We start from the raw sequence: 23,217 nt of genomic DNA on the forward strand, positions 1-23,217 counted from the left end.
ATAGTTCCAACCCCTACGCGGAGACGAAGCTGATTTGCTTGTTGCTGTTCCTCCGATGCTCGCTGAACGTGGCCGTAATCGCGCGCAATGTTTCGCGCGTCTTGGGGTCGGTCAGAGATGAGTGCAGAACGATGGACAGTGACGGAATTGGTGGCAGGTGGAGCATCTGACTGACCTCGATCATATCGGGAGTAGCCAACCGACAGGGGAACGCAGCGACCGCAAGACCTGCCGACAATGCTGCCGTCACCGCCGAGGTACCGCCAACGAATACCTCGGTCCACGGAATTGAAGCGGTGTCGAGCAAACGTGTCGCCACTTCCCGAACCGTGCAACACGAAGGATGGCTTGCGATCCGCAACGGCTCGCCGGCGTGATGCTCGAAATCCGGCGACGCGAACCAGCCGAAATGCTCTGGTCCAAGCACTTCGCCATCCCGCCTGTCGTCGTCACTGCGCACGATCACAGCGTCGAGCGTTCCTTCCTCATAGGCATCCAGAAGTGCCCGAGAGTTATCGACGAGTACTTCGACCGCCAGGCAGGGATCGAGCGATTTGAGTTTCGCCAGTAATGTCGGAACCTCCGGCCCCATGATGTGAGCCGCGATCCCCAGACGGAAACGGCGTCTTTCCGCCGCGAGGGCAGCAAGGGCACGTTCATGAGCTGCCAGGAACTCCCGTGCGGGCGGCAGGAAGGTTTCGCCCTGCGCAGAGAGCCGCACCTGTCTTGGAGTTCGTTCGATCAGCTTTTTGCCTAGTCTGTCTTCCAGCCGCTTCAGTTTTACGCTCACTGCACCCTGCGTCGAGCCAAGGGCCTCGGCAGCGCGGGTAAAGCTCTGAAGGTCGGCGATCATTACAAAGGCTCGGACGGCATCAACCTCAAGCACGCTCATCTATCTATCCATTTTTGTTGTCACTGAAATGCCCTGCCATACGATTGCCAAATGAGCATATTGACGGCAATTCTGCAAGCGAACCGTATCGTCGCGCGCAGGGTGAGCCGAGTAACGCATATCGCCGTAGGTGATGAGGCGCCTTGCGCTGCAAGTAACAGCAAGGCCCAGATATGAATCCAACTTCCTCATCCAAGAACAGTTTCGCGCTTGTCGCCGTATGTCTTTCGGCGCTCATGCTTGGACTGGAAATAACCAGCATCCCCTCAATCCTGCCGACGCTGGAAAGCGTTCTCCCGGCTGATTTCCGGCGACTGCAATGGATCATGAACGCCTACACCATCGCCATGTGCGCGGTGCTGATGGCAATGGGCGCATTGGGGGATCGCTTCGGTCGCAAGCGCATTTTCATGTCGGGCGTGGTGGTCTTCGGGATCGCGTCCCTTATCTGCGGGCTGGCGACCAGCGCACCGCTGCTGATCGCGGCACGCTTTCTACAGGGTCTCAGCGCAGCAGCCATGCTCGCCTGTCAAGTTGCGGTGCTATCGCACCAGTTTCGCGAGGGAGCGGAACGCGGCAAGGCGTTCGGCTGGTGGGGCGTCATCTTCGGGATAGGCCTCGGATTCGGCCCGATCGTCGGTGGCGCGATCATCACGCTGGCAAGCTGGGAATGGGTGTTCCTGATCCACGTCGTCATCGCGGCCGCGACAGTTTTCTTTGCTCAGAAGGGCATCGAGGAATCTTCCGACCCGCAAGCGACACGGATCGACCTCGCAGGCATGATCACGCTGTCGATTGCGGTCTTCGGTATCGTCTACCTGATTACGCAGGGGCAGGAGCTGGGGCTGACAAGTCCGGTGGCGTTGGTGACCCTGACGATTAGCATCGCGAGCCTTATCCTGTTCGTCATTGTCGAGAACCGTATTGCGCGTCCCATGTTCGACTTCTCCGCCTTGCGTATTCGCAGGCTTTCAGGCGCGTTGCTCGGTTCCAGCGGTATGAATTTCAGCTTCTGGCCGTTTGTGATCTATCTGCCCATCTATCTGCAAGCCGTGCTGGACTACGATGCCATTGCAGCGGGGCTGACTGTGCTTGCCTACACCGTGCCAACGATCATGGTTCCGCCGCTCGCGGAGCGGCTGCTTCTGCGTCGTGGCCCCGGAATGGTCATTCCTCTTGGTCTCTTCACCATTGGCGCGGGCTTTGCCCTTCTGCATCTTGTCACCGCCAGCGATAATGCGAATTGGATGACGCTGCTTCCCGGCTGCATCATTGCCGGGATCGGCCTCGGCCTAACCAATACGCCCGTTACCAACACGGCGACTGCGGCGGTGCCGCAGGAGCGGGCCGGTATGGCGTCCGGCATGGACATGAGCGCACGGTTCATTTCGCTGTCGGTCAATATCGCGATCATGGGACTGATCCTTTTGAGCGGCGTCTATGCCCATCTCGCTGAAGCCCTCCCGCAACTCCCGACCGAAGTCACGCTCCGCGGGCTGGCAGAGGCTGTATCGGCGGGCAACCTTGCCGGCGCTGAAAGCCACGGTTTCCCCATCACTGTCGCGCGCGATGCACTGGCGCACGGTATCGGCTGGGTCACGCTCTATGGTGCCATTTCGGCGTGGACCCTCGCGTTGATAAGCTTCCTTGTTTTTGGAGGGAAGAAGACGATGCAGGCGGAAACCTTACCGGGCTGAACTTAGATGAACGTCAGAAACATGGAAGGAAATAGAGATGAAAATCGGCATCATTGGCGCGGGCAGAATGGCGCAGGCCGTGGGATTGCTGGCAACGAGGGCAGGCCATGATGTCATGTTGAGCAATTCCAGAGGGCCGGAAACGATCCCGCACGTCGGCCAGCAGATCGGTTGTGAGGTCGGGACCGTGAATGACGTTGCCGCATTCGGGGACATGATCGTCGCGGCGATCCATCTGCAAATGTCAGCGGCCATTCCGGCTGCGCCGCTGACAGGAAAGATAGTGCTTAACCCGCAGAACTACTTCCCGCATTTCGGCCCGGTGCAGGAGTTGGACAGCGGCGCGCTTACGACCGCCGAGGTGCTGGCAAGGCTTCTTCCGGGAGCCAAGGTGGTGAAAGCGCTCAATTCTATTCTGGTGGAGGATGTGGTTTCCGATGCCCGCCCGACCGGCGCGAAGGATCGTCGCGCGCTTCCGATAGCCGGGGATGATGCCGATGCGAAAGCGGCCGTTGCCACGGTCCTCGACCAGATCGGCTACGATTCCGTCAATGCGGGAGGCTTGGCCGATGGATGGCGCTTCGAGCGCCGCAGGCCGGTCTATTGCATTCCGCTCGACAGGGTCAGGCTTGAGGAACGACTGGCCGCGACCACGCGCGACAGCTTCGTGCCAGATGGCAACTGGCGGTTTGATCGCGGCATCCGGGCCTAATCGAGCGGAGGGTGAGCGATGCGGCGGCGACGATCAGCTCCGATGATCGACCGTCAACGTGGAGTGCCGATCGCACTTGGCTCGCGGATTCCCCTTGCATCGCTCATTCAAATGCTGGCCGTCGCCGAACATCTCAGCTTCTACCGCGCCGCCAATGCGCTCGGCGTCAGCCAGTCGAGCGTCAGCGCACGCATCAAGGCGTTGGAGGAAGACCTTGGCATCCTCCTGTTCGAGCGCAACACAAGAGGCGTTCGGCTCACTGAAGCCGGACGCCTCTTTGTTGAACGGGTATCAGCCGGCGTCGATCACCTCGACCATGCTGTGAAGTCTGCCGGCATGACGGCCCTAGGAGAGCGCGGTCGCCTGCGCATAGGCGTCCACGGTCTGATCCCTCATAGTTTCCTTGCCAAGCTGATCGGTCGATTCCGCGATGCTTATCCCGGCGTGGAGATCGATATCGCTGAAAGCACGGCGCGGGAGGCGATCGCCCAATTGCGCGCCGATCAACTCGACATCGCATTCGTGGTTGGTACTCCTAACCCGCCCGATTGCCACTCCCGGCGAATTTGGACTGAGCCGCTTGTTGTGGCTATGTCGGATCGAAATCCGCTTGCCGCGCGGGAACGCATCACTTGGGCCGAACTGGCCGATGAGACCTTTTTAGTCCGGCCCGGTGGTCCCGGACCGCAGGTTCACGACCATATCCTCATCCGGTTATCGGGTCGGTGGCAGACACCGTCGATCCTGCGCGTCAGTGTCGAACGTGCTTCGCTGCTTTCCATGGTGGGGCAAGGCTTCGGCGTCACTTTGCTTGGGGCAGCGTCAAGCCTGTCACCCGTGGCTGGCGTGGGCTTCTTGCCAATCGGCGACGAGCCAGAACCTGTTATGTTCTCAGCCGTGTGGTCGCCATTCAACCGAAGCACCGCCCTCCGAAACCTGCTCAATCTTGCCGACGAGATGAGGCGGTCACTCTAATCCGTATAGTCCTGCACGCCCGCGACGATCACTAAGCACCATCGTAACCATCCTATTTGCCGCCGTTGCTATCCGGCAGCCCTCCGGCCTCGTGATACCTGTTGCACCTCGCAGAAACGCCCATTCTCTGATCGGCTCCGACATTTTTGCCGATTGGAGTCTATATGCGTGGAGGGCGAATACTCTGGGGCCAGATCATTGTCGTGTTCACCATCGTCGTGGTGATGGTCTGGGCCGCGACGCAATGGGTGGCTTTCCGGCTCGGCTTCCAGCCCCAGCTCGGCGATCCCTGGTTCGAGCTAGCCGGCTGGCCTTTTTACCATCCGCCCGCCTTCTTCTGGTGGTGGTTCTCCTACGACGCCTATGCGCCCGGCATCTTTACAGAAGGTGCGATCATCGCCACGTCCGGCGCAGTTCTTGCCATAGCTGCCGCCTTTCTCATGTCAATCATCCGGGCACGGGAGGCTCGCAATGTCGCCACCTATGGCTCGGCGCGATGGGCCGAGGATAAGGAAATCCATGCTGCCGGATTGCTTGGTCCTGATGGCGTGGTGTTGGGACGGAATAGCAAGGATTATCTGCGCCATGACGGCCCCGAGCATGTTCTGTGCTTCGCGCCAACCCGATCCGGAAAGGGTGTCGGCCTTGTAGTGCCAACGCTGCTGACGTGGCCGGGGAGCTGCATCGTACATGACATCAAGGGCGAGAACTGGAACCTGACCGCAGGCTTCAGGGCCAATTATGGCCGCGCCCTTCTGTTCGATCCGACCAATGTGCAGTCGGCAGCTTACAATCCGCTTCTGGAAGTACGGCAAGGTGAATGGGAAGTCCGTGATGTGCAGAACATCGCGGACATTCTCGTTGATCCCGAGGGCAGTCTCGACAAACGTAACCATTGGGAAAAGACCAGCCACAGCCTGCTGGTCGGCGCGATTCTGCATGTTCTCTACGCCGAGAAAGAAAAGACACTGGCGGGTGTCGCCAATTTCCTGTCCGATCCACGCCGTCCGGTCGAGGCGACCTTACGCGCGATGATGGACACGCCGCATCTGGGCGAAGCCGGTGTGCATCCCGTCATTGCTTCGTCTGCGCGGGAACTGTTGAACAAATCCGACAACGAACGCTCCGGCGTGCTTTCGACCGCCATGTCGTTTCTTGGTCTTTACCGAGATCCGGTTGTGGCCCGCGTGACTGAACGCTGCGACTGGCGCATCGCCGATCTGGTCGGTGCGAAGGAACCGGTCAGCCTCTATCTCGTCGTGCCACCCTCGGACATCAACCGCACCAAGCCGCTGATCCGCCTGATCCTCAACCAGGTCGGGCGGCGGCTGACCGAGGAACTGGAAACCTCCGGCAAGCGGCATCGACTGCTGTTGATGCTGGATGAGTTTCCCGCGCTCGGGCGGCTGGATTTCTTTGAATCGGCACTCGCCTTCATGGCCGGCTACGGCCTCAAAGCGTTCCTGATTGCGCAGTCTCTCAACCAAATTGAACGAGCCTATGGGCAGAACAACGCCATTCTCGACAACTGTCATGTGCGCGTGGCCTTTGCTGCCAACGATGAACGCACCGCCAAGCGGATCAGCGACGCGCTCGGCACGGCGACAGAAATGCGAGATTCCACGAATTATGCCGGCCATCGCCTCGCGCCATGGCTGGGGCATTTGATGGTTTCCCGGCAGGAAACGGCGCGGCCGCTGCTGACACCCGGGGAAATCATGCAGCTCCCGCCCTCCGACGAGATCGTCATGGTGGCGGGCGTGCCGCCGATCCGTGCTGCCAAGGCACGTTACTATGCTGATGCGCGGTTTCAGGAACGGGTGATGTCGCCGCCCGATCTGCGCAGGCAGTCGGTGAAAATTAGTACATCGGCGCCAGATGACTGGACGAGCCGCATTGTCGCGGCTGCGACCGGCAATGTCTCTGCCTCAGATACATCCGATGACGATCCGGCCAATGCCGGTATCCGGCGCGAACCTGAACTACCTGAGCATGAGGAAATCATCCCGCCACCTCCGCCACCATCGCAGGAGTTCGATTTTCTGGATGATGAGCCGGACGTTGATGCCGCCAAGGCCCGTGCTCTCCGATCGCGGATGCGGATGATTGCCCGGCAGGCGTCGATGAATCCCGATGACGGCATTGAACTTTGAAAGGGCGCCCATGATGACGCGCACCCGTATGAATGTCTATTTCGACCCCGCTCTGCTGAAACAGGTGGAAGCCTTGGCTTTGCGCCGCAATGTCTCGAAGTCCGCAGTGATCGAGGCTGCGGTAGCATCCTTCATGTCCGGCGATACGACTGAGCGGCTGGAAGCCGCCATGTCGCGCCGCCTAGACAAGCTAGGCCGTCAGTTCGACATACTGAACGAGGATATCGCCGTTCTGGGCGAAACCCTTTCGCTATTCGTACAATTCTGGCTGACCCTCACGCCGCCGTTGCCGGACAGCGCAAAGCAATCTGCGCGTATCAAAGGAAATGAGCGTTTTGAGGCGTTCATGCAGTCACTTGGTAAGCGCCTCGCCACTGGTGACAGGTTCCTCAAAGAAATATCCCACGATATGGCTGCGCTAAACGACACCCCGTTGGGTAGTAAAACCGAAGGTGACGGAGATGGGGTCTAGGATTGCAACCGGTCCTATTCACCGCCAGGCTCCGCCGATGGCCGCACGCGCGTAAACATCTGTTGAAACAGTCCAAGATCAGGTTCTTTTAATCGACCCCGATCCGGGGTCCGTCTTTTGCGCGCCCCGTAATGAACGGGGCCACTATGACCGCATCAATTCAGAAGCCGGAAACGATTGCCCGTGGTGCGCGGATGCTACGCACCGCGCTTGGGGCATCCATTGCCCGGTTTCTGGAAGATCCCGGTGTGGTCGAGGTGATGCTGAACCCGGATGGCCGTATCTGGGTCGACCGGCTGTCCGAGGGCTTGGCCGATACGGGGGAAATTCTGTCCGCCGCCGATGGCGAGCGGATCGTGCGTCTCGTGGCCCATCATGTCGGGGCGGAGGTTCATGCCCGCAATCCACGCGTTTCGGCAGAGCTTCCCGAAACTGGTGAACGGTTCGAAGGGCTATTGCCGCCCGTTGTCGCCGCGCCCGCCTTCGCCATCCGCAAGCCCGCCGTCGCGGTGTTTACGCTCGATGACTATGTGACCGCCGGGATCATGACCAGTATTCAGGCAGAAGTGCTGCGCCTGAACGTCGCCACGCGCGCCAACATCCTTGTGGCAGGCGGCACGTCCACCGGCAAAACCACGCTGACCAACGCGCTGCTGGCCGAAGTGGCGAAAACCTCGGATCGCGTGGTCATCATTGAAGATACGCGCGAGCTGCAATGTGCCGCGCCCAATCTCGTGGCCATGCGGACCAAAGATGGCGTCGCGACGCTTTCCGATCTTGTCCGCTCGTCGCTGCGCCTTCGCCCCGACCGTATTCCCATCGGCGAGGTGCGCGGCTCCGAAGCCCTCGACCTGCTCAAAGCGTGGGGAACCGGACACCCCGGCGGCATCGGCACCATCCATGCCGGCACCGGCATCGGCGCGCTCCGTCGCCTCGAACAGCTCATTCAGGAAGCTGTCATCACTGTCCCGCGCGCGCTGATCGCCGAGACCATCAACCTTGTCGCTGTCCTTGCCGGGCGCGGATCGTCGCGCCGGCTGGTTGAACTCGCCCGCGTCGATGGGCTGGGCCCGGACGGTGACTACGCCATTACCCCCGCTACCACCACGAAAGGAGAGCCTTCATGATCCGAACGATTTCGCGCAGCTGCCGTCTCATGACAACTGCGGCTGCCACTGTATACATCAGCCTGATGCTGGCGCCTGCCGCACACGCATCCGGCTCGTCCATGCCGTGGGAAGCGCCGCTTCAGAGCATTCTCCAGTCGATTGAGGGGCCCGTCGCCAAGATCATCGCCGTCATCGTGATTATCTCGACAGGCCTGGCGCTGGCTTTCGGTGACACGGGCGGTGGCTTCCGCAAGCTGATCCAGATCGTGTTCGGCCTCAGCATCGCCTTCGCCGCCAGTTCCTTCTTCCTGTCGTTCTTCTCGTTCGGCGGCGGGGCGCTCATCTGATGGCGGGCAACCTTGAACAGCTCGACGCGGTGCCGGGTTTTTCCGTCCCGGTCCACCGGGCGCTGACCGAGCATATCCTGCTCGGCGGCGCACCGCGCTCCATCGCCATTCTGAACGGAACGTTGGCCGGGGCCGTCGGCCTCGGCCTTCGCCTGTGGCTGGTCGGCCTCGCTATCTGGGCGGTCGGACACTTCCTCGCGGTATGGGCGGCTAAGCGAGATCCGCTCTTTGTCGAGGTCGGCCGCAGGCATCTGCGCATCCCCGGTCATTTGTCAGTGTGAGGACGCGGCTATGATGAACCTCAGCGAATATCGCCGTACCTCCGCCCGGCTTTCCGACTATCTGCCTTGGGCAGCCCTGGTCAGCCCCGGAGTCGTCCTGAACAAGGACGGCAGCTTCCAACGGACGGCGAAGTTTCGTGGGCCGGATCTGGATTCTGCTGTCGCTGCTGAACTGGTCGCGGTCGCCGGTCGCATCAACAACGCTGTGCGCCGTCTTGGGTCTGGCTGGTCGATTTTTGTTGAGGCGCAGCGGAGCGAGGCCGCGACCTATCCAGACAGCCGTTTTCCAGATCCGGCGTCCGCTTTGGTCGATGCCGAACGCAAGGCCGGGTTTGAGGAAGCCGGCACCCATTTCGTGTCGGGCTATTTCCTGACCTTCCTCTGGCTGCCGCCTGCGGAAGACGCCGCACGCACTGAGGCCTGGCTTTATGAAGGTCGTGAGCAATCCGGCGTCAATCCGCATGAACTTCTGCGCGGCTTCATCGATCGCACTGACCGCGTATTGGCGCTGCTCGACGGCTTCATGCCGGAATGCCGCTGGCTCGATGACCCCGGCACGCTGACGTATCTTCATTCCGCCATCTCGACCAACCGGCACCGCGTTCGCGTGCCGGAGGTGCCGATGCATCTAGATGTGCTGCTTGCCGACCAGCCGCTGACAGGCGGGCTGGAGCCACGCCTTGGCGAGCAACATCTGCGCGTCCTCACGATCATCGGCTTTCCGACAGCCACCACGCCGGGTCTGCTCGACGAGATGAACCGGCTCGCATTTCCGTATCGTTGGTCCACCCGCGCCATCCTGATGGACAAGACGGATGCGACGAAGCTGCTGACCAAAATCCGCCGCCAGTGGTTCGCCAAGCGCAAATCCATTGCTGCGATCCTCAAGGAGGTGATGACCAACGAGCAATCGGCGCTGGTGGACACCGATGCGTCCAACAAGGCGCTCGATGCTGACATGGCCTTGCAGGAACTCGGCGCTGACGTCGCCGGCATGGCCTATGTCACAGCGACCGTCACCGTCTGGGACAATGATCCCCGTATCGCCGACGAGAAGTTGCGTCTGGTCGAGAAGATCATTCAGGGCCGTGATTTCACGGCCATGTCGGAAACTGTCAATGCTGTCGATGCCTGGCTGGGCTCGATCCCCGGACATGCCTACGCCAATGTCCGGCAGCCCCCAATCTCGACGCTCAACCTTGCCCATATGATCCCGTTATCGGCCGTGTGGGCGGGGCCGGAACGGAACGAACACCTCGGAGCGCCCCCCTTGCTATATGGCAAGACCGAAGGTTCGACGCCGTTCCGGCTTTCCCTTCATGTCGGCGATGTCGGCCATACCCTCGTCGTCGGCCCGACCGGCGCGGGCAAGTCCGTGCTGCTGGCGCTGATGGCGCTGCAATTCCGCCGCTATGAAGGCAGCCAGATCTTCGCCTTCGATTTCGGAGGATCGATCCGGGCATCCGCGCTCGCCATGGGCGGCGACTGGCATGACCTTGGCGGCGGGTTGACCGAGGGATCGGAGGTTTCCGTCTCCCTGCAACCACTCGCGCGAATTGATGATGCTTATGAGCGGTCATGGGCCGCTGACTGGATCGCTGCGATCCTGATGCGTGAAGGCACGACCATCACGCCGGAGGTGAAAGAGCATATCTGGACAGCGCTGACCTCGCTCGCATCCGCACCCGTCAGCGAGCGCACCATCACCGGCCTTGCTGTCCTCTTGCAATCCAATGACTTGAAGCAGGCGCTCCGACCCTATTGCATCGGCGGCGCCTATGGCCGGTTGCTCGATGCCGAGGCCGAACACCTCGGCCACGCCGATGTGCAAGCCTTCGAGATCGAGGGACTGGTCGGCACGGGTGCCGCGCCCGCTGTGCTGGCCTATCTGTTTCATCGGATCGGCGACCGGCTCGATGGACGGCCAACCCTGCTTATCATCGACGAGGGTTGGCTGGCGCTGGATGATGAAGGCTTCGCAAACCAGCTCCGCGAATGGCTGAAGACGCTGCGCAAGAAAAACGCATCGGTCATCTTCGCCACACAAAGCCTGTCCGACATTGACGGCAGCAACATCGCGCCGGCCATCATCGAAAGCTGCCCGACACGGCTGCTCCTGCCGAACGAACGCGCCATCGAGCCGCAGATCACCGCGATTTACCGCCGCTTCGGCCTGAATGATCGCCAGATTGAGATCCTCGCACGGGCAACGCCCAAGCGGGACTATTACTGCCAGTCGCGCCGCGGCAATCGCCTGTTTGAGCTCGGCCTCTCCGAAGTCGGCCTCGCGCTCTGCGCCGCGTCATCCAAATCCGATCAGACCCGCATCGCCGATCTCGTCGCCGAGCATGGGCGGGACGGGTTTCTGGCCGCCTGGTTGCGCGAGCGCGGTGTCGAATGGGCGGCCGAGCTGATCCCCGAACTCACCAATCTTGCCGAACGGCCCGAGTCGGCTCAGCCGGTCAGGCCAGATCCATTCCACCCCGACGACATCCAGGAAGAGGAGACCTTGCCATGATCCGTATCCCCATTGCCCGTTTTGCCAGTGCGTCCATGCTGGCGTTGCCCCTCGCCATGCCGGTTGCATTGTCACCAATCCTGACAAGCCCGGCTCAAGCCTTTGGCTTTGGCCGCATCGTCTATGATCCGACCAACTACGCGCAGAATCTGCTCACGGCCACGCGCACGCTTGAGCAGATCAATCACCAGATCACTTCGCTTCAGAACGAAGCGCAGATGCTCATCAATCAGGCGAAGAACCTCGCCAGCCTGCCATATTCCTCGCTCCAGACCTTGCAGCAGAACGTCCAGCGCACGCAGCAACTCCTCGCCCAGGCGCAGAACATCGCTTTTGACGTTCAGAACGTCGATCAGATGTTCCAACAGCAATACGGCAATGTATCGCTGTCTGCGACCGACGCTCAGCTCGTCACCGATGCCCGTTCGCGCTGGCAGAACACCGTGGGCGGCTTGCAAGATGCCATGCGCGTGCAGGCAGGTGTTGTCGGCAATATCGACACCAACCGCGCCGAGATGTCCGCTCTAGTCGGCCAGAGCCAGAACGCCACCGGCGCCTTGCAGGCCACACAGGCGGGCAATCAGCTTCTCGCTCTCCAGTCTCAGCAGCTCTCTGACCTGATCGCGCTGATGTCGGCCAATGGCCGCTCCGAAGCCCTGATCGAGGCTGAGCGTGCCACCGCAGCCGAGCAGGGCCGTGTCCAGCGCGAGCGCTTCCTGACGCCGGGATCGGGCTACCAGCCCGGCAATGCCCGGATGTTGAGCAACGGCAACAACTGACCGGACAGGAGGGGCGCGACATGGACGGCAAGATGTTGGCCCGGCTGGGCGCGATCATATTCGTGGCTATCGCCATCACTGCCACGGTGATCGAAATGACCCGCGAAGATGAGCCGGCGCAGAACCGACCGGCTCCATCGCTACAGCTCTCTGCCGATCCGCTGCGCCAGAGCCTGCGCCTTTGCCAGCAGTTAGGCGAGGCCGCCGTGAATGATCCCGGATGCCTCGCCACCTGGGCCGAAAACCGCGACCGCTTTCTCGGCCGGACGCCTGTGCCCGCCGCTCCGCATCAGAACGGGGGACAATGAACCATGGGCGGCACCGGCGTTATCGATAATTTCCTCGGCGTATTTACCAGCTATATCGACAGCGGCTTTGGTCTGCTTGGCGGGGAAGTCGCCTTCATCGCCACCACGCTGATCGTCATCGATGTGACTCTAGCGGCGCTGTTCTGGAGCTGGGGTGCCGATGACGACATCATCGCCCGGCTGGTCAAGAAGACGCTCTTCGTGGGGGTCTTCGCCTACCTGATCGGCAACTGGAACAATCTTGCCCAGATCATCTTCGACAGTTTCGCGGGTCTGGGCCTGAAAGGGTCAGGCACCGGTTTCTCCGCCACTGATCTGCTACGACCCGGCAAGGTCGCACAGACCGGCCTCGATGCCGGCCGCCCTCTGCTCGAATCCATCTCCGACATGATGGGCTACTGGTCGTTCTTCGAAAACTTCATCCAGATCGCCTGCCTGATGTTCGCCTGGGTGCTGGTGCTGCTCGCCTTCTTCATTCTTGCTGTGCAGCTCTTCGTCACCTTGATCGAGTTCAAGCTGACCACGCTGGCGGGCTTCGTGCTGATCCCGTTCGGCCTCTTCGGCAAAACCGCCTTCATGGCAGAGCGGGTGCTGGGCAATGTCGTCTCAAGCGGCATCAAGGTTCTGGTGCTGGCCGTCATTATCGGCATCGGCTCCACCCTGTTTTCACAGTTCACCGCAGGTTTCGGCGGCGTGACGCCGACGATCGACGACGCCATGGCTATCGTGCTCGCTGCGCTGTCGCTACTTGGTCTCGGCATCTTCGGTCCCGGCATTGCTTCGGGTCTGGTTTCCGGCGGCCCGCAGCTTGGTGCAGGCGCAGCCGTTGGAACCGGCCTTGCCGCAGGCGGCATGATGCTTGCCGGGGGTGCCGCCGCAGGCATGGCCGCAAAGGGAGGAGCTGCGGCGCTCTCCGGTGGAGCCGCTGCCGTCCGGGGTGGTGCAGCCGCCGCAGGTGCGGCGAGCGCTGCCTACAGTGTCGGTTCGCTTGGTCAGTCAGGCGCCGCAGGTGTCGCCTCCGGTCTGGGCGGCGTTGCCCGTGCCGCAGGTTCCGCCGCCGTCTCGCCGTTGAAGCGTGCCACATCGAAAGCAGCAGAAAGTGTCAAAAGCAGCTTCTCCGATGGCGCCCGCGCCGGGCTAGGCGTCACCGGAGGATCGACGACGCAGGGCACAATAGGCGGTGCGAGCGCCGCCGCTTCCACCGCGCCCACCGCTCCGGCGGGAGGCCCGCCGGCATGGGCGCAGCAGATGCACCGCCGTCAGGCTCTCAATCACGGCACCACCATGGCCGCCCATGCCGTCCGTGCCGGCGACAGCCACGGCAGCGGCTCTTCCGTCAACATCTCCGAAAGTGATCGCTTATGAACATCTTCAGACGCCCGTCGACCCATTACGGCAAATCGCCTGAACCCGAGACCCCGTACCAGAAGGCCGTCCAGGCGTGGGACGAGCGCATAGGTTCGGCGCGTGTGCAGGCGAAGAACTGGCGCATCATGGCATTCGGCTCACTGATCCTGTCGGCGGGCTTCGCCTCCGCCCTTGTCTGGCAATCGGCGCGCGGGACGGTCGTGCCTTGGGTGGTACAGGTCGACAATCTCGGGCAATCGCAAACCGTTGCCCCGGCCGTCGCCGACTATCGGCCGACAGATCCGCAGATCGCTTTTCATCTCGGCCGCTTCATCGAGCAGACGCGCTCGATCCCCGCCGACGCCATCATCGTCCGGCAAAATTGGCTCCGTGCCTACGAGTTCACGACGGATCGGGGTGCGGCAACGCTCAATGATTATGCTCGGTCCAACGATCCGTTCACGAAAGTTGGGCGCCAGCAGGTTGCTGTTGAGGTGTCGTCGGTGATCCGCGCCTCAACTGACAGTTTTCGTGTCGCCTGGACGGAGCGCCATTACGAAAACGGCCAGCTCTCCAGCACCGAACGCTGGACCGCCATCCTGACCATCGTGATCCAGACGCCGCGCGACGCTGAACGGCTGCGCGCCAATCCGCTGGGTATCTATGTCAATGCCATCTCATGGTCGCGGGAGATGAGCCAATGACCCGCATGATGGTCCGCAACGCCGGCTTTCCGGTTTTCCGTAAATACTCATTGGCGGCTCTATTCCTGTCGGCGACCATGCTGGCCGGTTGCGCAACCAACCGCACGCCACAGTTCAGCTATGATGCCGATGTTCCCGCACTGCCCGTGGTGCAGGCCGCCGTCACCGACGACCGGCCCCGGCCATTGCGCACGCCGCCCGCATGGACAGTAGCACGCGGCGGCACCGCTGCCGGAACGCCGGCAGGACGCGTCGAGAATGCCAACGCCGCTGCCCGCGTCGAACCGCGCCGCGAGGGCTACTATAACGCCATCCAGATCTATCCCTGGTCGGAAGGCGCGCTCTATCAAGTCTATGCCGCGCCAGGCCAGATCACCAATATCGCGCTGGAGCCGGGAGAGAGCCTGACCGGCGCGGGACCGATTGCGGCAGGCGACACCGCCCGCTGGATCATCGGCGACACCGAGAGCGGATCAGGAACAACGCGCCGCGTCCATATACTTGTGAAGCCCTCTCGGTCCGACATCTCGACCAATCTCGTCGTCACGACCGACCGGCGCACCTACATGATCGAATTACGGGCCCGTGAGGCGCTCTACATGCCGTCTGTGTCCTGGTCCTATCCTGCGCTGCCTGCGGGTCCGCGTCAGAACGTTCCCGCAGCACCCATCATACCGGCAGAGGCGGAACGCAACTATCGCTATGGCCTGACGGGCGACACCCCGCCATGGCGCCCCATTTCCATCTTCGATGATGGCCGCCGCGTTTATGTCGTCTTCCCGCGGGGCATCGTGCAAGGCGAAATGCCACCGATCTTCGTCATTGGGTCCGACGGGGAACCTCAGATCGTCAACAGCCGCATTCACCAGAACATCCTGATTGTGGATCGCCTCTTCGGTGCTGCCGAGCTGCGCCTTGGCAGCGGCGATCGCCAGCAGACCGTGAGAATTGTCCGCACAGAACAACGGCAGGCGGCCCAGTCCACGCAAACCGGGGAGCAGCCGTCATGAGTGAAGATACAACCACTACCGCGGCTCCGATGCGACTGCGGGCCGAACCGCCTCGCGTTACCCGCCTGTCACGGAAGATGTTGGCCGGTGCTGGCGCTGTCGCACTGCTCGGCATTGGCGGCGCATTGATCTACGCGCTCCAGACCCGCGACATGAGCGGAAATGCCGAAGAACTCTACTCGACAGAAAATCGGCCGACAGCGGACGGCTTGTCCGGCCTGCCACGCGACTACACCGGACCCGTCCTGGGACCTGCTTTGCCAGGCGATCTCGGCGGCCCGATCCTCGATGCGCAGAACCGGGGCCAGCCTGTCACGCCGCCCGCTATGGCGGCGCCAGCCCGAGACCCTGCCGAAGAGCGCCGTCTTGCCGAGGAAGAGGCCGCACGCCTGAGCACGGTATTCTTCCAATCTGGCCAGAGAACGGCAGCGACACCGGGGTCCGGTGTGCCGGGCATTGCAGGGCTTGACCTCGGTGCCCAGCCAGCAACACAGGACCGGCATACGGCTTTCCTGAATGGCCCGGTCGACCGACAGACGGTCGCCCTGGACCGCATCATGGCACCTGCATCGCCTTACATCCTTCAGGCCGGGGCTGTGATACCGGCGGCGATGATTACAGGCATCCGATCCGACCTTCCTGGCCAGATCACCGCGCAGGTAACGGAAAACGTCTATGACAGCCCGACCGGCGCGCTGCTGTTGATACCTCAGGGAACGCGCATCATCGGCCAGTACGATGCAGGCGTGACCTTCGGCCAGCGCCGCGTACTCCTCGTCTGGAACCGTCTGACCCTGCCCAATGGCCGATCCATCGTGCTGGAGCGCCAGCCCGGTGCGGATGCTGCCGGTTATGCCGGTCTTGAGGATGGCGTCGATTACCACTGGTGGGACCTCATGAAGGCCGCAGGCCTGTCCACGCTGCTCGGCATTGGCACCGAGCTTGCAGCCGATGACGAGGACCGTCTGATCCGCGCCATCCGTGACGGGGCGCAGGATACGATCAATCAGGCCGGACAGCAGATCGTCCAGCGTCAGTTGCAAGTCGCGCCGACACTGACCATCCGGCCGGGTTATCCAGTCAGGGTCATCGTCACCCGAGATCTCGTACTCGAACCTTACAGAAATTGACCATGGCAAAGCTGAAACTTGGACCGCTCACCGAGGACAAGCCCGTGAAGGTGACGGTGGAACTGTCCGGGCAACTGCATCGTGATCTCACCGCTTATGCAGAGCTTCTGGCCCGCGAAAGTGGTGAGCCTGCCGTCGATCCCGTCAGGCTTATCGTGCCGATGCTGGAGCGGTTCATCGCCACTGATCGCGGCTTCGCCAAGGCCCGACGGGCAGGACGGGCAGAGGAAGGGTGTAGAGTGCAATGAAAATATGCACTTAGTAGGATGTTCCGTCAGCGCTGTAGTTTCATATTTGTAAGTATAGTTACTTTGCTTTATCTCTCTGTTTCGATATATAATTCATCGTCCAAGCGAACTATTATGGCGCGAGGTATCTTCATAGGGAAGGGAGCAGTGACCGGTATGGGAGCAGACGTAAGAAGAAGGCCCCGTGGCATTCCCGTCAACCGCGAACTTGTTGAGCTCGCTAAAGCAGCTCATCCGAATTTATCGATTTCTCCACCTGATCTTGTTCACGTAACATCGGTTGGTTGGGGGAGGCGTATCGTGGATACAGGTAATCTGGAAAAGCGCCGTTGCAGTGTTTTTGGAAAGGAACTTGTATACTTCTTCCTTAGTAGGCCGGCTTATCGTTTCGGGCGTGGTGACGAAAAAAATGATCAGTTGAATTTCTTCCCTTTTGTAATCGTGTTGTCGCCCGCAGCCCTGCCGCCCCCTTACCACGTATATCCCTTCGATACCGGTGCCTACATGTCGGGCTTCTATGATGAGGTTGTGGACCCGTCGATATACATTGATGACTATGAGCTTGAGCCCAATCTTGATTCTGCGGTGCGTCACATTGAATGGGCATTTGTTGGTCCAGATGAATATCTTGACGCAAAGATAAGAACTGGGTTGGCTGGCGCGATTCCTCAGTGGCGATCTGTTGCGCAAAGCTGGATACGCATTGCTTCTCTTGCCTCAGTGGGGCGTGAAAAGCCTGACCGCAGGGCATCTGCAATTGAGTTCGCATATGGGCAATCTATCGATCTAAGGCAGGGTCACGGTCGGTTGCTCATCTTCCCGACTCAGCTCTTGGAAGACCCGAATGGCAAAAACACCGCATTCCTCGAGGCTATTCAGAAGTTGAATATCGAATTTACAACCTATGACTGGAGTCCCAACGAGACGCCAGATTCGTTTGCGGATATTATCGAACAAACGTTGAGATGCCATTGCGAAGCGAGAGCAGCATGAGCGCTCAGAAAGATTCTTCTCCCTCAATGACTTTGCTCGCCTACGAGCTTTTGGCCGATCACGGTCTTGCATTGCCCCTTTTCGGGTCATCAGTTTCGGCGAATGCTCTACACGTAGCCGTGCCGTCCAGACCCGGAGACCCCACTACGGATATCCACGACTTTGAAGTCTATTCTGCGACGTCGCCTATCACTCTCGACGTCTCACTACACCGCATCGCAACCATCGGCACGGTTTGGGTCGATGTTTTTGTCTGGGACGATGTAGTCCATGTCGGTACCAGGGCCGAGCTATGGGAGAGCACGGAACCTGAGCACGGAGAGATGGAGCGGACAGCGCCCCTTACTCTCTTCTCGTTGGCCGAGGGGGCGAGCCGCGGTGAGGCTGCACGTTGTGCTGCGCTGGTACATGAGTGGTTAGAAAGGTCATGGGGCGCTAAAAGAGCGGATAATTGGAGATTAAATAGCTATCTTACTCGGGTGGCACGCCGTGATCTGGCACGACATTTTAGAGAGCCCTCGATGGCGGCAAAGGCTCACGCCATTTTGCGGAAAATGCTTCTGGTACAACGGAAAAGTGTTCTTGAACTTAAAGCGCCTAGCGTGGCGGAGTTTGCAGCCGATGACCTTCCAGATCTTGCTTTCGCCGTAGAAGAATTAGGGTGGCGGCTGGAAGTCATATTAGATTCTGTTTCGCAGGCCGCAGCCTCAGAGAGCGACATAAAGCCTTCTCATGTGATGGTGATGCGGCTCAGGCATGGTCGCGGTCGTACACAAACGCAAATACCACTTCGCGTATTCGACGGGTTCTTCGGCGGAGAGCGAGATTTACGTGATGCTAAAACGGGACGCACGCGCACGATGACCTTGTCCATGGCTGATGGGGTTCGGAATACTATGAAGTTACAACTGCCGGAGATAGCCAAAATGTCCGATCCTGTCGCCCGTTTTGAGCGTTTTCCCGATAGTATTGCGTTCGAGGTGTATGACTCATCCTCAGTAAACGGTCGTCGTATCGCTAATTTACTGGAGGAGGGGCTCCACGACGGTAGCACACTAAAAACTCAGGGAGGCGCAACGTGGTGGCGCCTCCTGCAACCGTGATGGTTCTCTTGAGAGAGACACTTTTGCGGCGATCAAATCTATTCTTTATGGTTCACCTGTGGCGACAACGTCATTAGCGACTTGTATTCGCGAACCTTTGCGCCCTTGGATTTTGACGGCCCTGGCTTGGCAAAGATGATGATATACTCGTGGATGTTCTTGAAAAGAAAGTTAGGTGGGTAAGGATAGCTACCAAAAATTGGCCGCTGGCCGTTGGCTGACCCCCATCGTCCACCTGTGCCGTCTTTTGACCATATGACCTCGTTAATCATGACAAGACCTATTTCCCGCAGCATAAGACCAATGTCTGTACTGATTGGAAAGGTCAGTAGACCATGATCCGTCATCTGGTTTACGTTGGCGGTAACGACGCATAGCTTGCGTCCCGGTTTCAAGACGCGAAAACATTCCTCAAAAACATTCCGAAGTTCTGCTAGGAAGTCAACGTAGGTACCGGCCGTGCCTATGTCGCTTGCGCGGCCGCCGTAGTTGGCCTTGTCCCAGTAAGGTGGGCTTGTGACGATTAAATCAACACTACCATCTTTAATCTCCGACAGGTCGCGTGAATCTCCATGTCTAGCTTCTAGGAGCGAAGAGTCTAGGTTTTCTCGACTTACACGTTGCTTAATCTCTTCGACGAAGTCTTTATTTTGGTCAACGCAAATTGCCCGACGCCCCTCCCTAATCGCTGCCACAGCAGTTGATCCCACTCCTCCGAAAGGGTCGAGCACCGTTTCTCCCCAAAAACTGAACAGCTTCGTGAGACGCTTAGGTATTTCAACGGGGAATGTAGCTGGGTGAATGTCATGCGAGACATTGGCAATACTCCAGACTGTTTTTGTATACTCTTTCCATTCTTCTTTTGTAAGCTGGCTGAGCGCTTTAATGTCGGGTGGCGTCTTCATAGTTGTATTCCGTTTTCTTTGTTTGGCCGTGAGAGACGAACAGTCCCGTCAATCGACACGACTTGATTTTCGAAGTGCCGCAGCATTTCGCATGCGGCGAATTCAGCGCCGATTTCGTTCACCAAAAGCGCATCGACCTCATCACGAAGAGCTGAAATGAGAGTGGGCCGAAATGCGAAGGTTAAGCGATCTCTATTTGAACTGCAGATCACATCTTTCTGAAGTCCATCCCAAATCTCACGACCGAGCGACGCCAGTTTCATTTTGACACTGTTGTTCATCCGAACGTTGAGTAGCGGTAGTTCAGATAAGAACCATGCCGGGACGTGGAAGCCATCGCATTCGACGTGCCACAGCCAAAATGTGATGCGAGAGGCGAGAATGGCGAGAACTGCGTCGGCTTCCTCCATGTCGCCGCAGGGCAGGCGGTGAATACCGCTTGCGCTTAATGTGCCGCGCCAGCTGAGTTGGTCGGGGTAGTTGCGGAATATATTGAGAAAGTTGTATGCGGTGCCCGCGACGAAGACGTCTGGAGTGAGAGCGTTGCCGACAATTTCGGCGGCGCTTGCTTTTGTAGGTTGTGGCCGGACGCCGGCAGGGAGCATGTGAGATTGCAGTGCTCGATACAGAGCGACCTCGCCAGCTCCGCCGAGTTTTGGCACCAGCCTACCAATAGGGATGTCGTCTAAGCCAACAGTGCGTTCTTCTGTAAAGATATTCGGCCGCTGACGGCTTGTCCATTTCAGCATCCGGCTGGTTCGAATCATTGTTGATACTGAACCGGGACGCCGTATTGCTATAGTTGCCCGTGTTTTTGCTTCTTCGCCAAAGAGCGCGTGTGGCTGTCTGTCAAAAAATAGCAATGTCCATTCGCCTCCAGCTGCTGCCATTCCGATACGGCAACGACGATGATCAGCGGAGCGATTAGCGCCTAGCGCGAGTGGGACAACGAGACAAGCTGCGTCTCTTGGTTCAGACGCCAGCCGCCACGACATCTCGACAAATGGAAGATATAGCGTTCCAGTAGAGCGACCATCTGCCATTAATGCCTCACTCGAGCCAGAACTTGCATAAGGCGGATTGCATATTAATCGCATTGGACCGCGAAGCTCGGGCAGCATTTCACGAAGGCTCCTGCCGTCCCTTTCTCTTTCCGATCCGGTTGCATCAAGCGCTATTAGGTGTCCTCTGATCTCCATCCAAACGTCCAGGGGTGCTTGCAACGCAGCAGATATTTTCCCGAGGATAGCAAACGCAGTGAAATCGCAGGCTTGGGGTGATATATCGAAGCCAGAGAGCCGCTTCGTGGCAAATTTCACTCCATCGGTGTTTGTGTTGGCAAGATGTCGTCGAAGGGCAGCGACGAGAAAGACACCGCTTCCCACGGCAGGGTCGAGCCACCACTCTGTGTCTGCCTCGGAATCGTTCGATCCAGATGCAATCGACTGGACCATGAAGTCTGCTACATCTTGGGGCGTGTAAAATGAGCCGACTTTTTTACGTTTTGCCCGACTTCCCGCACGTGATGTATCCCGCATTACATCCAGTCGGGTTGTCCGCCCGTAGGTGTCTAGCAGGTAAGGTAGTAGATCAGCCAGGTTGGAAGTTTTAGTCAGCGGACAAAGTGCGGCTTCGACTGTGGACCAGTCTGCGTTATCGTGTTCAATGCCGAACCATGCTGCCGCTCGCTCCATATCAGGAGGCAATCCAGAGCGAACGACATCGACAAGCATTACTGCCACCTGTGCCCAAGCGGCCCTTGACGTATCGGATGATGCGACCAGGTCGTTGGCCGAGGCTGCTATGATCCATGGTGGACATGGTCCCACAATCGTGCACGCCGCAGTAACCGCGTCGAGCACATGCTGACGCAGGGGAGACACAATCCCTTCTAGCGATCGCCCTGCACGGGGCGCCGCAACGTGATCTATAGCCGTCACAGAACAGGTTCCTTAAACTGCTGGCGCAGGGCGGAATGCAGCCAGCGTTCTTCGACCTCACGTTCTACAAGCTCGGCGACGCAGTCCGATACGGAACGGCCTAGACCGCCTGCATGCCCCTTGAAAAGAACTGCCTGTGGAGTCGGTACATATGTCGTGACTTTAGAGGTTCGTGGATCAGAGCCGTTCTGCCATCCAGTGGAAGTAAGGCGCTTCAACTCGATTTCTCTGACAATAAGCAGTGCGACTAGAGCTGACGCACTGGTCAGCCCTAGGCCGCTGCGGTAACGTTCAAATCTATCGTGGGTTTCATTGGGAACGTATCCGTGGAAGGCTATTTTGCCAATGTCTTCGTGATTCGGTTGCACTTTACACCTCATGATGAGGTGTATGGCACGACTCATTATGAGGTGTCAACCTAGGCCGTATTCTGTTGTGGCGCTTGGAGAGTTCATCAATGCTGATTCCTCAACTCCATGGTAGAGCTTTTGTTGACACGCTTTTACGTGAAATAGCTCAATCTGATTCTGGAATTATTGCTACGGCTTGGGTGCGCGCTTCAGGTGTTGGACTTCTTTGGGAGCACTTGACGGAGTTGCTTGGTCGCGGTGGTAGCTTGCGCATCGTAGCTGGAATTGATCGCGACAACACCTCGCTCGAAGGCTTGGCTATGCTTCTAGAGCTACGCGGTGATGTGCGGGTCTGGGTTCGACATAATGAAGCAGGCCCAATTTTTCATCCTAAACTTTACGCTTTCCGAACGACCTCTGAATTTAGAGTTCTAATTGGATCGAACAATCTAACCGGCGCAGGCTTAACGCAAAACGAAGAGTTGTCCGGATTTTTGTGCGATGCTATAGGCGGACAATTAGAGCGTTCGCTTGATGACTACATGGGCGAAATCACGGATGAATCTAGCGGCTTAGTGCGGCAGCTAGATCGCGGATTTTTGGATCAGCTTCTTGCCGCAGGTTATATTGACGCTGAGGCGAGATTGAGAGGTAAAGCGGCTGCCGCAGTCCGTCGAAGGCCGCGAGGTGCAGCGCTATTTGCTTCTCTTGCGGCACCTGCTAGGCGAATTTCCTCTCATGTTCCATTGCCGGGAATTATAGAGCCTACTGAGAGTGCTCCGCCGGCGGATTGGAAGCGCGTGTTCGTGAAATTACGTCTTGCCCGGGGCACGCAGGGGCAAATTCCTTTACCGGTTGCTCGTGAGGTTAGGCGCCGACTTGGACTTCAGGGGCTCGACGGTCCCTTCACAGTTATAGACCGTCATTCCCGGACAGAGCGACTTATAAGTCCGACATTTCCAGAGCGCAGGCCTGATGTTGCAAACACATACAAAATTGAGGCGATTTCTCCCAAGGGTGATGCGATCCTCAAGCTGGAGTTGATTGGCCAAAAGGTTCTTGCCGAATTCTTCGACACAGCGCAGCCGGATGGAAGAGCGGTGTTCGCATTCGTTATCGATGGCCTCCGGTCAGATCCTCCTCTGACTATAGATTCTCGTGGTGCAGCGCGGAACCGCGCTGCAGGAAAGAGTATCGAAGAGGCGACCAACGGTGTCACGCTTTATAGATTTGATTAACACACT

At 59.1% G+C, this 23,217-nt stretch carries 23 protein-coding genes; 19 read left to right on the forward strand and 4 right to left on the reverse strand.

The annotated features are described in order from the left end of the window. Positions 1-13 precede the first annotated feature (13 nt). Entirely contained in the window at positions 14-892 is an 879-nt protein-coding gene (locus IT41_RS13745; protein WP_036742379.1) for a LysR family transcriptional regulator, read from the reverse strand. 173 nt (positions 893-1,065) lie between these two features. On the opposite strand from IT41_RS13745, the gene IT41_RS13750 reads away from it, so the two are divergent. The 18 genes from IT41_RS13750 (at position 1,066) to IT41_RS20790 (ending at position 18,778) form a co-directional block, all read left to right on the forward strand. After that, positions 1,066-2,589 (forward strand): MFS transporter, encoded by a 1,524-nt coding sequence (locus IT41_RS13750; protein ID WP_175496431.1) that lies wholly within the window; start codon positions 1,066-1,068, stop codon positions 2,587-2,589. 37 nt (positions 2,590-2,626) lie between these two features. Beyond that, positions 2,627-3,301 (forward strand): NADPH-dependent F420 reductase, encoded by a 675-nt coding sequence (locus IT41_RS13755; protein WP_036742384.1) that lies wholly within the window; start codon positions 2,627-2,629, stop codon positions 3,299-3,301. 42 nt (positions 3,302-3,343) lie between these two features. Beyond that, positions 3,344-4,276, forward strand: a complete 933-nt coding sequence (locus IT41_RS13760) for a LysR family transcriptional regulator (protein ID WP_036742387.1) — start codon at positions 3,344-3,346, stop codon at positions 4,274-4,276. A 164-nt stretch (positions 4,277-4,440) separates the two neighbouring features. Continuing rightward, entirely contained in the window at positions 4,441-6,429 is a 1,989-nt protein-coding gene (locus IT41_RS13765) for a conjugal transfer protein TraG (RefSeq protein ID WP_036742391.1), read from the forward strand. Next, on the forward strand, positions 6,410-6,901 hold the full coding sequence (locus tag IT41_RS13770; RefSeq protein ID WP_425320055.1) for a ribbon-helix-helix domain-containing protein: 492 nt from the start codon (positions 6,410-6,412) through the stop codon (positions 6,899-6,901). Before IT41_RS13765 ends, IT41_RS13770 begins: the two co-directional genes overlap by 20 nt. Before the next feature lie 194 nt (positions 6,902-7,095). Further along, positions 7,096-8,028 (forward strand): P-type conjugative transfer ATPase TrbB, encoded by a 933-nt coding sequence (gene trbB, locus IT41_RS13775; protein WP_425320056.1) that lies wholly within the window; start codon positions 7,096-7,098, stop codon positions 8,026-8,028. Continuing rightward, the gene (locus IT41_RS13780) at positions 8,025-8,357 is read left to right on the forward strand and encodes a TrbC/VirB2 family type IV secretion system protein (protein WP_036742398.1); all 333 of its coding nucleotides are present in this window, start codon (positions 8,025-8,027) and stop codon (positions 8,355-8,357) included. Before trbB ends, IT41_RS13780 begins: the two co-directional genes overlap by 4 nt. Further along, a complete protein-coding gene (locus IT41_RS13785) occupies positions 8,357-8,638 on the forward strand; it encodes a VirB3 family type IV secretion system protein (RefSeq protein ID WP_036742400.1) in 282 nt (93 codons plus the stop codon). Before IT41_RS13780 ends, IT41_RS13785 begins: the two co-directional genes overlap by 1 nt. Before the next feature lie 10 nt (positions 8,639-8,648). Then, positions 8,649-11,156 carry a conjugal transfer protein TrbE gene (trbE, locus tag IT41_RS13790; RefSeq protein ID WP_036742402.1) on the forward strand — a complete coding sequence of 836 codons (2,508 nt, stop codon included), beginning with the start codon at positions 8,649-8,651 and terminating at the stop codon, positions 11,154-11,156. Continuing rightward, positions 11,153-11,935, forward strand: a complete 783-nt coding sequence (trbJ, locus tag IT41_RS13795) for a P-type conjugative transfer protein TrbJ (RefSeq protein ID WP_036742405.1) — start codon at positions 11,153-11,155, stop codon at positions 11,933-11,935. The genes trbE and trbJ overlap by 4 nt, the downstream gene beginning before the upstream one ends. A gap of 20 nt (positions 11,936-11,955) precedes the next feature. After that, positions 11,956-12,243, forward strand: coding sequence for a putative entry exclusion protein TrbK-alt (gene trbK-alt, locus IT41_RS13800; protein WP_036742407.1), 288 nt, complete (start codon positions 11,956-11,958; stop codon positions 12,241-12,243). A gap of 3 nt (positions 12,244-12,246) precedes the next feature. Then, a complete protein-coding gene (trbL, locus tag IT41_RS13805) occupies positions 12,247-13,608 on the forward strand; it encodes a P-type conjugative transfer protein TrbL (RefSeq protein WP_036742410.1) in 1,362 nt (453 codons plus the stop codon). After that, positions 13,605-14,294 carry a conjugal transfer protein TrbF gene (gene trbF / locus IT41_RS13810; RefSeq protein ID WP_036742412.1) on the forward strand — a complete coding sequence of 230 codons (690 nt, stop codon included), beginning with the start codon at positions 13,605-13,607 and terminating at the stop codon, positions 14,292-14,294. The genes trbL and trbF overlap by 4 nt, the downstream gene beginning before the upstream one ends. Beyond that, on the forward strand, positions 14,291-15,304 hold the full coding sequence (gene trbG, locus IT41_RS13815) for a P-type conjugative transfer protein TrbG (RefSeq protein WP_036742415.1): 1,014 nt from the start codon (positions 14,291-14,293) through the stop codon (positions 15,302-15,304). The genes trbF and trbG overlap by 4 nt, the downstream gene beginning before the upstream one ends. After that, positions 15,301-16,434, forward strand: a complete 1,134-nt coding sequence (locus IT41_RS13820) for a TraB/TrbI/VirB10 family type IV secretion system protein (RefSeq protein WP_036742417.1) — start codon at positions 15,301-15,303, stop codon at positions 16,432-16,434. The genes trbG and IT41_RS13820 overlap by 4 nt, the downstream gene beginning before the upstream one ends. Before the next feature lie 2 nt (positions 16,435-16,436). Beyond that, positions 16,437-16,682: a DUF2274 domain-containing protein gene (locus IT41_RS13825; protein WP_036742420.1), complete on the forward strand. Its 246-nt coding sequence runs from the start codon at positions 16,437-16,439 to the stop codon at positions 16,680-16,682. A gap of 147 nt (positions 16,683-16,829) precedes the next feature. Next, on the forward strand, positions 16,830-17,675 hold the full coding sequence (locus tag IT41_RS20785; protein WP_139221718.1) for a hypothetical protein: 846 nt from the start codon (positions 16,830-16,832) through the stop codon (positions 17,673-17,675). Next, complete coding sequence (locus IT41_RS20790) at positions 17,672-18,778, forward strand: hypothetical protein (protein WP_139221719.1); 1,107 nt, start codon at positions 17,672-17,674, stop codon at positions 18,776-18,778. The genes IT41_RS20785 and IT41_RS20790 overlap by 4 nt, the downstream gene beginning before the upstream one ends. A gap of 38 nt (positions 18,779-18,816) precedes the next feature. Here the strand turns inward: IT41_RS20790 and IT41_RS20085 are convergent, their stop codons facing one another. The 3 genes from IT41_RS20085 to IT41_RS20800 form a co-directional block, all read right to left on the reverse strand. Beyond that, the gene (locus IT41_RS20085; protein ID WP_074948152.1) at positions 18,817-19,683 is read right to left on the reverse strand and encodes a site-specific DNA-methyltransferase; all 867 of its coding nucleotides are present in this window, start codon (positions 19,681-19,683) and stop codon (positions 18,817-18,819) included. Then, complete coding sequence (locus IT41_RS20795) at positions 19,680-21,416, reverse strand: N-6 DNA methylase (RefSeq protein WP_139221720.1); 1,737 nt, start codon at positions 21,414-21,416, stop codon at positions 19,680-19,682. Before IT41_RS20795 ends, IT41_RS20085 begins: the two co-directional genes overlap by 4 nt. A gap of 203 nt (positions 21,417-21,619) precedes the next feature. After that, positions 21,620-21,991 carry a hypothetical protein gene (locus IT41_RS20800; RefSeq protein WP_139221721.1) on the reverse strand — a complete coding sequence of 124 codons (372 nt, stop codon included), beginning with the start codon at positions 21,989-21,991 and terminating at the stop codon, positions 21,620-21,622. Between the two features lie 89 nt (positions 21,992-22,080). Between IT41_RS20800 and IT41_RS20090 the strand changes: the two genes are divergently transcribed. Beyond that, the gene (locus tag IT41_RS20090) at positions 22,081-23,211 is read left to right on the forward strand and encodes a phospholipase D-like domain-containing protein (protein WP_081967566.1); all 1,131 of its coding nucleotides are present in this window, start codon (positions 22,081-22,083) and stop codon (positions 23,209-23,211) included. Positions 23,212-23,217: the final 6 nt, after the last annotated feature.

Origin of the sequence: Paracoccus halophilus, assembly GCF_000763905.1 — a bacterium.
Classification (GTDB): Bacteria; Pseudomonadota; Alphaproteobacteria; order Rhodobacterales; family Rhodobacteraceae; genus Paracoccus; species Paracoccus halophilus.